The following is a 14,545-nucleotide window of genomic DNA, read 5'->3' on the forward strand; positions in this document are numbered from 1 at the left end:
ATCCATCCTTGACGTCCCTCTTCTTTAGTACGGTATCTTTACTCGGGAGTTTCAAGCATTACTAGGAGTTTTGCACTTACTCGTGAATACCACATTTCCAACCACAAACAAAAGAAGTACCATAATGAAAATGGCACTTCTTTTGCAATTATGGCAATACTGATGCGCCCATCAAGTAGCGGTCCACTTCACGAGCCACTTCTCGGCCTTCATTGATCGCCCAGACGATGAGGCTTTGCCCTCTTCTTGCATCTCCGGCAGCGAAAACGCCTTCGACATTCGTTCTGTATTCGCCATAGACGGCATCAATTTTTTGATTGACCGTTTCTACGCCAAATTGAGTTAATAGCGGCATTTCCGTTCCTTCAAATCCGATTGCGATGAAAACGAATTGTGCAGGCCATACTTTTTCAGTTCCTGGAACTTCCCTGAAAATGTATATTCCGTCATCGCCTTTGACTTTTTCCATTGAGATTGTGTGCAGTTCTTTAACGGTGCCATTCTCATCCGCTACGATTTTCTTTGTTTGGATTGAATATTGACGCGGATCGGCACCAAACTTCGCTTCCGCTTCCTCATACGCATAATCAAGGGAAAAAACATTCGGGTAGGCTGGCCACATATTATCAGATGTACGGGCCGTCGGAAGGATTGGATGCTTCCCGAATTGTACGACGCTCTTACATTCCTGGCGAAGTGCAGTCGCTACACAGTCCGCTCCTGTATCCCCGCCCCCGATGACGATGACGTCCTTACCCTTTGTGTCTAAAAACTTGCCGTCTTCAAAATTGGAGTCCAACAGGCTTTTAGTAGAGGTCGTCAAGTAATCCATTGCAAGGTGGATGCCTGATGCCCGGCGTCCTTCAATTACCAGGTCACGCTGCTTTTGGGCACCTGTGCATAGGATGACTGCATCATATTGTTCTTGCAGTTCTTCGGCTGAAATATCTTTGCCTACTTCTGTATTGGTTATGAAATCGATGCCTTCCTGGGTCAATAAATTAATTCGGCGTGCAACGACATCTTTTTCAAGCTTCATGTTCGGGATGCCGTATGTCAACAGCCCGCCTGCACGGTCTGAGCGCTCATAAACCGTAACCGAATGACCTGCTTGATTCAACTGGTCGGCACTCGCCAATCCTGCAGGGCCTGAACCGATGATGGCAATTTTCTTGCCGGACCTGCTTTCAGGGATGCGCGGAGTGATCCAGCCATTTTCAAATCCTTTATCGATGATCGTCCGTTCAATGTTCTTGATGGTAACGGCAGGATCGCTTATCGCTACCGTACAAGACCCTTCACAAGGGGCCGGGCAAACGCGCCCGGTGAATTCAGGGAAATTATTCGTTTTCGATAAACGGTCCAATGCTTCTTTCCATCTGCCGCGGTAAACTAAATCATTCCACTCCGGGATCAGATTATGAATCGGACAGCCTGTCGTTACCCGGTTCAATTCCATGCCCATATGGCAGAAAGGGGTGGCGCAATCCATACACCGCGCTCCCTGTGTACTTAACTTTTCATCAGAGAAAGGAGCTGTATACTCACTCCAGTCGCTTAAACGAGTGAGAGGGTTCCGGTCTTTTGGTTTTTCTCGCGGATAATCCATAAATCCTGTTGCTTTTCCCATCTTTCTCTCTCCTTCCTTACTGCATCACAGCTTGTTTAGTGATTTTTTTATCTTGAACGGCATTTGCTTGAAATGCACTCATGATCGCTTCTTCATCTGATAATCCTGCATGCTTCTGCTCTTCGATGCTTTTCATCATCCGTTTGTAATCTTTCGGAATGACTTTTACGAATTTCTTTTCGAAAGTCTCCCAGTTCTCCAGTACATAAGAAGCCTTGGCACTCTCTGTATAATGAAGGTGGCTGTGAATCATTTCTTTTACCTCGCTTGCATCTTCCCCAAGCGTCTCGAATTCTATCATTTCAGCATTGCATAATGCCTTGAATTCTTCTGCATCATCAGCAAGTACATAAGCGATACCGCCCGACATGCCTGCCGCGAAGTTTTTGCCTACGTCGCCCAGAATGACCACACGTCCGCCTGTCATATACTCACAGCCATGGTCTCCAATTCCTTCAACGACAACATTGACTCCACTGTTCCGGACCGCGAAGCGTTCTCCAGCACGGCCATTAATGTAGGCCTCGCCGCTTGTTCCGCCGTATAAGGCGATATTTCCTGCAATTACATTGTCCCCGGCCTCAATCTGATTCCCAGCAGGTGCCGTGATAACGATTTTTCCGCCAGATAAGCCTTTCCCAACATAGTCATTGACATCACCTGTCAAATACATCGACATCCCATTTGGAATGAAGGCACCGAAGCTCTGGCCAGCCGATCCCGTAAAACGAAGGATGATCGTATCTTCAGGCAAGCCCAGTTCTCCATAACGCTTGGATACTTCACTGCCGACAATCGTTCCGACAACACGATTCACGTTTGTAATCGGGAAGCTGACATCCACTTGGGTTTGATCATTTAAAGCAGGCTGCACCACAGGTAAAATCTCACGGATATCCAAGGATTCTTCAATTTTGTGGTTTTGAGGAAGTTGGTACGTACGTATTCCCTCCGGTTGGAAAAGAAGTGTCGTCAAGTCAAGATGCTTCGCTTTCCAATGGTTTTGTGCCCGCTCGCTCACTTGTAAAACATCCGTGCGGCCGACCATTTCTTCCAATGTTCTAAAACCAAGCTCAGCCATTGTTTCCCGCACTTCCTCAGCGATGAAGCGCATGAAATTCACGACATGATCCGGATCTCCAGTGAATTTGCTGCGAAGCTCAGGGTTTTGAGTAGCTACCCCGACTGGACATGTGTCTAAATGGCAAGCACGCATCATGACACAGCCAAGGACCACAAGCGGTGCTGTAGCAAAACCGAATTCTTCCGCTCCAAGGATTGCTGCCATAACCACATCGCGCCCCGTCATTAACTTACCATCCGTTTCAAGGACTACACGGCTGCGCAGGCCATTCAGCATCAATGTTTGGTGTGCTTCGGCAAGGCCCAGCTCCCAAGGAAGACCAGTATGTTTGATACTCGTTTTTGGTGATGCACCCGTACCGCCATCATATCCACTAATAACGATGACATCCGCGGCACCTTTGGCGACACCGGCTGCAATCGTGCCTACTCCAGCTTTTGAGACAAGCTTGACGCTGATTCTGGCATCACGATTTGCATTTTTCAAATCATGGATCAGCTGTGCCAAATCTTCAATCGAATAGATATCATGATGCGGAGGCGGTGAAATCAGACCAACACCTGGTGTGGAACCACGGACCTCTGCAACCCAAGGATATACTTTGTTCCCGGGCAACTGGCCGCCTTCACCCGGCTTTGCACCTTGTGCCATTTTGATTTGAAGTTCATCGGCATTAACAAGGTAATGGCTTTTCACTCCAAAACGACCAGATGCAATTTGTTTAATTCCGCTGCGACGGTTATCGCCGTTTTCATCCACTTGGTAACGGCTAGGGTGCTCCCCGCCTTCACCGCTATTGCTTTTTCCGCCTAAACGGTTCATGGCTATCGCTAATGTTTCATGTGCTTCCTGACTTAATGAACCGAATGACATCGCGCCCGTTTTAAATCGGCTGACGATGGATTCAACGGATTCGACTTCATCTATCGAAATGCTTTGGCGCTTTTGATCGAACGAGAATAAATTCCGTAAAAACCCGAGTCTTTCTTCATTCGCCAAGTTTGAATATTGTTTAAATAAATTATAATCGCCTTTGCGGCAAGCCCATTGCAGCGTATGGATCGTTTTAGGATTGAAAGCATGATGTTCCCCTGTTTTTCTCCACTGAAAATCACTTCCGCTTTCAAGTGTTTGGTCATAAGAATCAGCTGCAGCTTTCCTATGGCGAATCAACGTTTCATCCGCGATCGTTTCCAAATCGATCCCACTAAGCTGCGATGCCGTACCGCTGAAATAGCGTTCGATCACATCAGCACCGATTCCGACCGCTTCGAAAATTTGTGCGCCGCGGTAGCTTTGAATCGTGGAAATCCCCATTTTCGACATCACTTTTACGATGCCTTCTGTCAACGAGCGTACATACTTCCTTACCGTTTCTTCGTAGCTGATGGCTAAACTGCCTTCCAATACAGCCTGCTTATATGTTTCATAAGCAAGGTACGGGTAAATCGCATCCACTCCATACCCGATTAGGGATGCGTAATGATGGACTTCCCTTGCTTCCCCCGATTCGACGATAATGCTCACTTTCGTACGGTTCCCATGACGGATGAGCTCTTGATGAAGGGAGCTCGCAGCCAGCAGGGAAGGAATCGCAGCCTTTTCTTTGCTCATATCCTTGTCAGATAATATCAAAAGGCTGACACCATCAGCGATCGCTTGCTCCGCTTCACGGCAGATGCGATCAAGTCCGCTCTCTAAATCTTCTGAAAATAAGGTATGAATGACTTTGCTTCTGAATTCCGGATAGGCATTTTCTTTCAACTGCTGCATTTGACCAGGCGTCAAAACAGGTGAATCCAATTGAATGCGGCGGCTGTTCGTTTCATCCGGTTTCAGCAGGTCTCCTTCCGCACCCAGAAATGTCATCGTTGACGTGACGATCTGTTCACGAAGCGAATCGATTGGCGGGTTGGTTACCTGTGCAAAGGATTGCTTGAAATAGTTGAATAGTGATTGTGGGCGATCAGATAAGACCGCTAACGGAATGTCATTCCCCATGCTTCCCAGTGGATCTTTACCTTCGTTAATGACCGGCAGTAAATATTTTTGGACATCTTCATATGTGTATCCGAACGCTTTTTGCCTGAATAATAAATCACTCAATGGCTCCCCTTCGAACACAGGTTCTTCGTCACATAATTGAACAAGCTGTTCGTCCAACCATTGCTGGTATGGTTTTTCCTGAGCCATTTCCGACTTGATTTCATCATCGGAAACAATACGGCCTTCCTCTAAATCTATTAAAAGCATTCTGCCTGGGCTTAAACGATCTTTATATAATACATTCTCCGGCTCCACATCAATCACGCCGACTTCAGAGGAGAAAATGATGTAATCATCTTTTGTCACATAATATCGTGCCGGCCTTAAACCATTTCGATCCAGGATGGCACCGATTTGCTTGCCATTCGTAAAGGATATGGCTGTCGGGCCATCCCATGGCTCCATGAGCATGCTATGATATTCGTAAAATGCCTTCTTTTCCTTCGTCATATGCGGGTTTTCCGTCCACGGTTCAGGAATGAGCATCATCGCCGCATGTGCCGGTTTACGTCCAGCAAGCACGAAGAATTCAAGTGCATTATCAAGAATCGAAGAATCACTTCCGTCTATATCCAGAATAGGCAGGACCTTTTGCAGGTCATCCCCGAATGCTTCCGAAACAAACTGCTGCTCACGCGCCTTCATCCAATTCACATTACCTCTAAGCGTATTGATTTCACCATTATGGATCAGGTAACGGTTTGGATGTGCCCGTTCCCAACTAGGAAAAGTATTCGTGCTGAAGCGGGAATGCACTAAAGCGAAGGCCGAAACGAAAGCCTCCTGTTGAAGGTCAAGATAAAAAGCGTCCACCTGCTCAGGCGTCAACAATCCTTTGTATACGATCGTGGCACTTGAAAGGCTGGCAAAATAAAAACGATTGCCACGTTCACGAGCCCAGTTTTCAGCTTGTTTTCTAATAATGAACAGTTTACGCTCAAAAGCTAAATCATCGGTAATCTCAACGCTTGCCCCGATAAATACTTGGCGGATTGTCGGACATGTCTCCTTGCCGACCTCCCCGATTTTAGTTGCATCAACAGGAACCGTTCTCCAGCCTAATAGTGTTTGGCCCTCTTGTTCGATAAATGCATTCAAACGAGCTTCTATTTCATTCCGTTCATCATCATTGTTAGAGAAAAAGAGCATGCCTACACCATAGCGTCCTTTTGCCGGCAAGTTCATTTCCGGGCATGCCAGCCTGAAATATTCATCAGGAATCTGCACCATCAATCCTGCACCATCTCCTGTAAGGGGATCGCTGCCCTGTCCGCCGCGATGATCTAATTGGCACAGCATGTTCAGTCCTTGTTTGACGATGTCATGTGTAGCAAGCCCTTTTAAATGAGCGTATAAACCGATCCCACATGCATCATGTTCAAATTCAGGATGGTAGAGCCCTTGTGCTTTTGGTATTTGGTTGTATGTCATATTAATCGCCCCCATCGTATTCTTACACCGTAATGTCACTTACATTTATTCTAGGTTTTCAAATCGATATAAACAATATATAATTCTAATAGAATCTATCTCAATTTGAGATGAATGGCAGGAGGATGAATAAATGGAACTACGGCAATTACGTTATTTTGTTGAAGTCGCCGAGCGAGAACACGTCTCTGAAGCCGCAGAGCACCTGCATATCGCACAATCAGCAATCAGCCGGCAAATCTCCAGACTGGAAGATGAGCTTGGCGTTCTTTTATTCGAAAAGGTGGGTCGAAATATTCAGCTAACTCCAATCGGTAAAATATTCTTGATTCATGCAAAAACGGCGATACAGGCGATAGAATATGCCAAATACCAAATTGAGGAATTTTTGGATCCTGAACATGGAACCATTAAAATCGGGTTCCCAACCAGCCTTTCCACCCATTTGCTGCCAACCGTCATTTCCGCTTTTAAAGATGAGCAGCCTAATATCGCGTTCCACTTAAGACAAGGATCTTATTCCTCTTTAAAGGAAGCTGTCAAAAATCGCGAAATCGGATTAGCCTTTCTTGGACCAATCCCGACAAACGATCCCGATATAGAAGGGCATATCCTATTCACGGAAAACCTTTCCGCTTTACTGCCCATCACTCACCCATTAGCTGAAAAGAAGAGTCTGCGTCTCAGTGACTTACGAAATGATCCATTCGTTTTGTTTCCAAAAGGATACATCCTTCATAGTATCGCCATCGATGCATGTAAGGCAGCAGGTTTCACACCGAACATTGCCTCGGAAGGTGAAGACATGGATTCCATTAAAGGGCTCGTATCAGCCGGAATCGGAGTCAGTCTGCTTCCTGAAAGTACCTTTTATGAAGTCACTCCAAGACTGACTGTCAAAATCCCGATCGATACACCTGAGGTCAAACGGACTGTCGGCATCATCACACCAAAAAACAGGGATTTGGCACCATCCGAAAAGGTTTTTTACCAATTTGCGAAAAAGTTTTTCTCTGTTCTCGAGCAATATCAATAAAACATGGCGATCCTTCTGCACTGTGAATATGAATCATTTATGGGAAAGCTCTTCCCATAAATGATTTCACTAGACAACTTACAAATAGCCCATTGTCCGAATAACGTATCAAGATTATTCGTTCAGGAGGAATTTAAATGAAACCCACTCATTCACATCTTGCTTGGCATGAAACACTCGAGCTTCATGAATTGGTCGCGGCTCAGTCCAATGCCCTTATGAAATTTAAAAGTGCTTATCCAAAAATAAAAGACCCCATTTTAAAAACGATATATAGACAAACAATTGATACCCTTACCCAAAACATCAAGGAGCTGCTGCAATTTTACCCATTGACGCCTAAGACGGGCCGGGATTACGATGTATTAAGGGATGACGCATCGGCCGCTGCTGCCGGGGAATTGCTGGGCTTCGCCAAATCATCCATCAAAAGTTATGCACATGCCATTACTGAAACAGCTACCCCTTCTCTTCGAAAAGTATTTAAGAAACATTTAAATGGAGCCATCGATACCCATGCCAAAATTTTCAACTACCTATATGAAAGAAACCTCTATCCTGCTTACGACTTGAACCAATTGCTTCAAAATGACGTCGACGTTGCCAATAAGGCTCTTTCCCAACCATTCTAAATGCAAAAAAGGCAAGCATATAGATTGCTTGCCTTTTTGCCGCATTCCGATTCCGGTTTTTATTATAATGTTATAATATATAAGAATTGGTTTTAATTAGGTTAAAAGTATTCGAGAGGTGAAAATCATGAAAAAGATCTTTTTATCCATCATCCTATCCCTGCTCTCACTTTCTTTAGTCGCCTGTAAGGCTAATGATCCAAAATCCGAGAATAACCTTTCAGTTCCTGAGCTGACTGCAAGGGAAAAGGCCATCTTGGAGAATGCAGCTGAACATTCCTTTCTTATCGATTTCAATGTAGATGAAACATACAAGGAGATGTCCATCTGGGTCGAAAAATATGAATTCGGTAAACTAGTAGAAGACGAAAAAGGCCGAATGACAACCGGGATTGAAAAGAATGGAACGATCATCTTCACCACATCCAAAACGGTTGAGGAACAAGACCAATCGATGTTCAATATCAGCATTCAAAACGATGATGGCACGACTACAGCTACATACCCTGAGAAGATTGAGAAGATGGCTGCAAGCGTATCGGGCAGTACAGGTAAAACCGATCTACATGCGACAAACAAGGCTGTATTGGCGAGCATTTGCTATTCAAGCGGAGATGAAGGCATACGTTCACTTTCCACTGATTTTTACAACGATATGGATAGCCATATCGACGAATTAAAGGAATACGATGTTGTCTACCTTTTGAGAAGTGAATTTACAAAATGACAAGTGCAGGTGCAAGCTGAATTGAGCTTGCACCTGCATAGTTTTTCAAATCATCGAGCGGCGTTCATTCATTTTCTATTGTTCTTTATCTTTCCTTTGCGGAATATCACGGACGAGCAGCCTTCTAAGCTAATGGACAAAAAAGGCCGTTTAACATGTGAGTTAAACGGCCTTCACTACTTACTTTTTAGATTTCTTAACGGTTACTTTTGTTGCTTTTCCTGTATTGCCCGCTTTGTCTTTTGCTGAGACATATAATACGGATCCCGCTTTTTTCTTGCTGATTTTGATGGAGAAGTTCCCCTTCTTATCAGCGTTTGCCGTTCCGATGTTTTTATTGTTGTACTTCACAGTAACTGATGAACCTAATTCGGCTTTACCAGTTACTTTTGTTGCTTTGTCATTTACTTCATTCACTTTCGGTGCACCTGGAGCCGTTTTATCGAGAACAGTCACAGTTGCCGCCTTGCTTTCCCGTTTGGCTAAGTCTGTAGCTGTGATGGAAAGTTTAGTACCAGCCTTTTGCTTGCTGATTTTCACTTTGAAATTCCCTTTGCTGTCCGTGTTACCTGAACCAATCACTTTTTTTGCGCTATTTTTGATCGCGATTTTCATGTCCGCTTGTGATTGACCAGTTGCATACGTATCTTTGTCACTTACCGCTTTAACAGTTGGCTTATTGGGCGTTTGGCCCTTCTTCACATATACTTTAAATGAAGTTATTGCTAGTTTTGAAGAATCAGAGATATTCACAGTAAGGAGTTGCTCCGCTTTTTGGACCGGAATCTTAATAGTGAACGTACCGTTAGCTGCGGCTGTTGCTTTGCCGAGCGTTTTGTTTCCGTTCTTCACTTCGATAGCCGAACCCTTTTTGGCTGAACCAGTCAGTTTTGTGTGCGTATCCATTACAAGGTTGACTTTAGCATGTAAATCCACTGCACTAAGTGCACTGTAAGCATTCAGTCTTCCAAATCCAGATACCAAATCTTTTCCGACAGGCAGTTCTTCCTCTGGTAATGGGACTTCTCCATCCTCAGCTAGATAGTCCTCATAAGGGTCTACGTTATCTTCTTCTTCAAACGCGACATATTCCGATGTCTGATGCAGGATTTCCCTTACTTCATTCAATTTCAACCCGGGATTCCCTGACAACAACAAGGCCGTGGCTGCCGCAACATGCGGAGCTGCCATTGATGTACCATCCATGTAGGTAACATTCCCATTAGGTACAAGGCTCGGGATGCCTGTCCCTGGAGCGACCATGTCCAATTTTGATCCATAATTGGAATAATCCGATACTAAATCAAGAGCATTTGTTGCACCGACGGAAATGACATATTTAGATGATGCAGGATAAGAAAGTCCTTGCGCCCCATCATTCCCGCTCGCTACGACAACCATAACATTTTTGGCAGCAGCATCTTTCAAGGCATGTTCTATCGTCCTGCTGTATTCTCCGCCCAAGCTAAGGTTTATCACCTTTGCACCATGATCCACAGCATATTTAATGCCCAATGCGATCTTCTCATTGTCTCCATAACCCGAAGAATCCAAGACCTTCACAGGCATAATTTTAGCTGCTTGATTGATGCCTTGCATGGAATATCCATTATCGGCTTTGGCAGCGATAATCCCGGATACGTGTGTACCATGGCCATTGTCATCGACTGCATTTCCTTTCTTATCGATGAAATTCTTACCTAAGTCCATGCGAACACTATCTTTCAAATCCGCCAGTGAATTATCGACGCCTGTGTCGACAACCGCTACTAATGTTTCCTTTAAATTACGTTTTTTAATAAGGGCCTGCAGTTTTTCGTTATCGATGTCTGCCCCCTTAATGCCTTCCTCTCCACCGGCATTATTTAAAGACCATTGATACGGTGACTGAATGTCGGCTGAAAGTGCTTTGTACGTTTTTACCGGTTCGATATATTCCACTTCTGGAAGTTTTTCGATACTCGATAGAGCTGCTGTGCTCATTTTTGCTTGATTCTTTAACTCTACGACATACATATCATCATACAAAACCTCTTGTTTCTTAGGTGTCGACAATGTTCCATATCCTTTTCCGCTGACCTTGGATTGGAGCGAGCTTAATGATTTCCCAGGTTTAAGTTTGACGATATATTTGCTTTTTGTATTTTTTGAAGCTGGCAGTTCGATCCCTGCTTTGCTTGCGATATCGACGATTCTCTCACCTGCAAGCTTATCAAGATTGATTTTCTTTGCAATGTCGTCCATATCCTTTTTCAATCCTGCTGGAGCGACACCTGCCGACTTAGTGAATAAAGCTTTAATCGCTTCTTGCTGTTTGTTGCTAATGACTGCTGTACTGCTTGCTCCATTTTCATTTAAATCCTCAATAAGGGGCTTAATCTCGACTAAGTGATTATAAACAGCTTCCCGTGCCGTTTTATTACCGGCAAGATGAAGTGCCAGGAATGGGGAAGCCTTATAGTATAAAGAAGAAAGGGTTCGTCCCTCAGACGACTTCGTGAGAACTTCATCTCTAAACACGCGGAGTGTTTTCAACATCGATTCTCCCGTCTTCTTATCGTTTACACTCACTTCGACCGGACATGCTTCAAGATCCATCTCTTCATCCCCAGCGGATGGCGGCAGTGTTACTGAATGAGCATTGATGGAGTATTCCGATTCATTTTTAGCATCTGGTATAGGGTTTCCCTCATCATCCGTTTCGCCAAAATATTCAACTTTAACATAATACGTACCTTCCCATGCATAGGGGAAATCGATTACGGCTTTTTCATCCGGATAAGAAGAGCCAAAATAAATGCCTTCATCTTTTTCGGCTTTTTCTTTATCTTGATAAACGGAAATATTCAAGATTTTATCTGAATTGACCTCGAACTCAATATGGGAGAATTTTTGTATTTCCTCTTCTGTCGGGGTGATTTGGTACCATTGAACATCCGGTTTTTCAAATTTTCCGTCCAAAGTGTCCCCATTTTTAATGGTTTTAACATTTTCAATAGGTGTTACTATTGCAGCTTGAGCGTTTTGTGGAACCATCAAACTGACAATCAGTGCAAAAATAAGTAAAAACGCCATAAATCGACTTACATTCTTAAATTTCACAGTTTCGCCTCCAATAATTGGTTAAAAAATAACAGTACTATACCAAACTATCACACTGTAAAATTTTATCCAACTAATATTTCCCTTTTTATATAGAAAATGCTTGATACAGTTGAACTTCTAGCAGAAAAATGATTCGCATGTACCAATTAAGCAAGATATTTGAGGCCCAATGGCCATCCCATAATAACTGTCGATGCCAGCAATTGATAGATTCACCGTTAATAGATTTAAATCAGTGAAAATACTACCATGACCTTATTCATCTAATGACGAAGCAAAAAAAAAAGCTGTCCCTGCATGAAAACATGCGGAACAGCTCTCATTCGATTCAGTTTGCGACGATATTGACTAATTTGCCTGGTACGGCAATGACTTTACGGATGGTCTTCCCATCGATTTGTTCTTTGATGGCATCATCACCCATCGCAATTTCTTGCAGTCTTTCTTTCGTAGTGTCTGTCGGCACCATTAATTTCGCTTTTACTTTTCCATTGATTTGGATGACGATTTCTACTTCGTTGTCCACCAACTTCGCTTCGTCGAAAGCCGGCCAAGTTCCGTACGTGATGCTCTCTGAATGACCTAGTTTAGACCAAAGTTCCTCGGCGATATGCGGTGCAACAGGTGCAAGCAATTTGACGAAGCCCTCAATATATACTTTAGGAAGCGAATCAGCTTTATAGGCATCATTGATGAATACCATCAATTGTGAAATCGCCGTATTGAATTTCAATTCTTCATAGTTCTCGGTCACTTTTTTAACCGTTTGATGATAGACTTTTTCAAGCTTGCCTGTATCATCCATTTCGGTCATCTTATCTGTGATCGTACCGTCTTCGTTGACTAATAAACGCCAGATACGGTCCAGGAATCGGCGTGAACCATCCAATCCGTTAGTAGACCAGGCAATCGATGCATCCAATGGTCCCATGAACATTTCGTACATGCGAAGTGTATCGGCACCATGGCTTTCAACGATGTCATCAGGGTTCACTACATTCCCTTTGGATTTACTCATTTTTTCATTATTTTCGCCAAGGATCATTCCTTGGTTAAATAAGTTTTGGAATGGTTCCTTCGTTGGAACGACACCGATATCGTACAAGAATTTATGCCAGAAGCGAGCGTACAGCAAGTGAAGCACCGCATGCTCAGCTCCACCAATATAAATGTCGACCGGCATCCATTCTTTTAATTTTTCAGGATCTGCAAGTGCTTCCTTGTTATCTGGATCAATATAACGAAGGAAATACCAGCTGCTACCTGCCCATTGTGGCATGGTATTTGTCTCACGGCGCCCTTTTCGTCCGTTTTCATCCGTTACGTTCACCCATTCCGCGATGTTCGCTAGTGGTGATTCACCTGTACCTGAAGGCTTGATATCCGTCGCTTTCGGTAAAATCAATGGAAGTTCTTCTTCCTTCACTGCAGACATGGTGCCATCTTCCCAATGGATGATTGGAATCGGTTCGCCCCAGTAACGTTGACGGCTGAATAACCAGTCGCGAAGACGGTATGTGATTTTCTTCGTACCGATTTCTTTTTCTTCGAGCCATTTAATCATGGTTGAAATGCCTTCTTCTTTATTCAACCCATCAAGGAATTCAGAATTAACATGTAGACCATCGCCTGTATAGGCTTCACTTTTCACATCTCCGCCAGCTACGACTTCCTTGATCGGCAAGTCGAACTTGACTGCAAACTCAAAATCGCGCTCATCATGCGCAGGAACGGCCATGATGGCACCAGTTCCGTAGCTGATCAACACATAATCAGCAATCCAGATCGGCATTTTTTCACCATTTACCGGGTTAATCGCATAAGCCCCTGTGAACACGCCTGATTTATCCTTTGCCAAGTCTGTTCTTTCCAAGTCGCTTTTATGTTTCACTTCATCTAAATAGGCTTCTACCGCTGCCCTTTGATCAGCCGTCGTAATTTTATCGACAAACTGATGTTCAGGTGCCAATACGGCATATGTTGCACCGAATAACGTATCCGGACGGGTCGTGAACACCGTGAACGTATCTTGGTGACCATCGATATGGAAAGTGACCTCCGCTCCCTCTGAACGGCCAATCCAGTTACGTTGCATATCCTTGATGTTTTCAGGCCAATCCACATCATTCAAATCGTCGATCAAGCGGTCTGCATAAGCTGTGATTCGAAGCATCCATTGTTTCATCGGGCGGCGTTCAACCGGATGGCCTCCACGCTCACTTTTTCCATCGATGACTTCTTCGTTCGCCAATACCGTCCCAAGTGCCGGACACCAGTTAACGGCCACTTCATCAATATATGCAAGGCCCTTTTCATATAATTTCAAGAAGATCCATTGCGTCCATTTGTAATAGTCGGGATCTGTCGTGTTTATTTCGCGATCCCAGTCATAAGAAAAACCAAGGGCTTTGATTTGGCGGCGGAACGTGTTGATGTTGTGCTCCGTGAATTCAGCTGGATCATTTCCCGTATCGATCGCATATTGCTCTGCCGGAAGTCCAAAGGCATCCCAGCCGATCGGATGCAATACATTATAGCCCTGCGCCCGTTTCATCCGTGCTAGGATATCGCTTGCCGTATAACCTTCCGGGTGCCCAACATGAAGACCGGCCCCTGAAGGATATGGGAACATATCCAGTGCGTAGAATTTACGTTTGCCGCTTTCTTCTCCCGTTTTGAATGTTTTATTGCCTTCCCAATACTTTTGCCATTTTGTTTCTATGCTTCTATGGTCAAAACTCATTTGATTTCCTCCTAATTTCCGTATGAAAAACAATAAAAAACCCCTCATCCCAAAATAGGGACGAGAGGATTATGTATATCTTCCCGCGGTACCACCCACATTGGCGATAGC

At 44.3% G+C, this 14,545-nt stretch carries 7 protein-coding genes and 1 other annotated feature (1 of these 8 only partly in view); of the genes, 3 read left to right on the forward strand and 4 right to left on the reverse strand.

Going from position 1 to position 14,545, the window contains the following annotated elements; all coding sequences use genetic code 11:
• Nucleotides 1–148: 148 nt before the first annotated feature.
• Together gltD and gltB are read right to left on the reverse strand one after the other, a co-directional pair.
• Nucleotides 149–1,630: a glutamate synthase small subunit gene (gltD, locus tag ACQKMH_RS22150; RefSeq protein ID WP_427589549.1), complete on the reverse strand. Its 1,482-nt coding sequence runs from the start codon at nucleotides 1,628–1,630 to the stop codon at nucleotides 149–151.
• 16 nt (nucleotides 1,631–1,646) lie between these two features.
• The gene (gene gltB / locus ACQKMH_RS22155) at nucleotides 1,647–6,191 is read right to left on the reverse strand and encodes a glutamate synthase large subunit (protein WP_427589550.1); all 4,545 of its coding nucleotides are present in this window, start codon (nucleotides 6,189–6,191) and stop codon (nucleotides 1,647–1,649) included.
• Nucleotides 6,192–6,324: 133 nt separating this feature from the next.
• Between gltB and ACQKMH_RS22160 the strand changes: the two genes are divergently transcribed.
• From ACQKMH_RS22160 to ACQKMH_RS22170, 3 genes are all read left to right on the forward strand, one after another.
• Entirely contained in the window at nucleotides 6,325–7,227 is a 903-nt protein-coding gene (locus ACQKMH_RS22160) for a LysR family transcriptional regulator (RefSeq protein ID WP_427589551.1), read from the forward strand.
• 137 nt (nucleotides 7,228–7,364) lie between these two features.
• A complete protein-coding gene (locus ACQKMH_RS22165) occupies nucleotides 7,365–7,859 on the forward strand; it encodes a spore coat protein (RefSeq protein WP_427589552.1) in 495 nt (164 codons plus the stop codon).
• 127 nt (nucleotides 7,860–7,986) lie between these two features.
• Entirely contained in the window at nucleotides 7,987–8,586 is a 600-nt protein-coding gene (locus ACQKMH_RS22170) for a hypothetical protein (protein ID WP_427589553.1), read from the forward strand.
• A gap of 180 nt (nucleotides 8,587–8,766) precedes the next feature.
• Here ACQKMH_RS22170 and ACQKMH_RS22175 read toward each other — a convergent pair whose 3' ends face one another.
• Nucleotides 8,767–11,688, reverse strand: a complete 2,922-nt coding sequence (locus tag ACQKMH_RS22175) for a S8 family serine peptidase (RefSeq protein WP_427589554.1) — start codon at nucleotides 11,686–11,688, stop codon at nucleotides 8,767–8,769.
• A 331-nt stretch (nucleotides 11,689–12,019) separates the two neighbouring features.
• Complete coding sequence (leuS, locus tag ACQKMH_RS22180; RefSeq protein ID WP_427589555.1) at nucleotides 12,020–14,434, reverse strand: leucine--tRNA ligase; 2,415 nt, start codon at nucleotides 14,432–14,434, stop codon at nucleotides 12,020–12,022.
• A gap of 53 nt (nucleotides 14,435–14,487) precedes the next feature.
• Nucleotides 14,488–14,545 (reverse strand) — a binding site (T-box leader); it runs 174 nt beyond the window's last position.

The sequence above is a fragment of the Peribacillus sp. NPDC097895 genome (assembly GCF_050277555.1).
GTDB lineage: Bacteria > Bacillota > Bacilli > Bacillales > DSM-1321 > Peribacillus.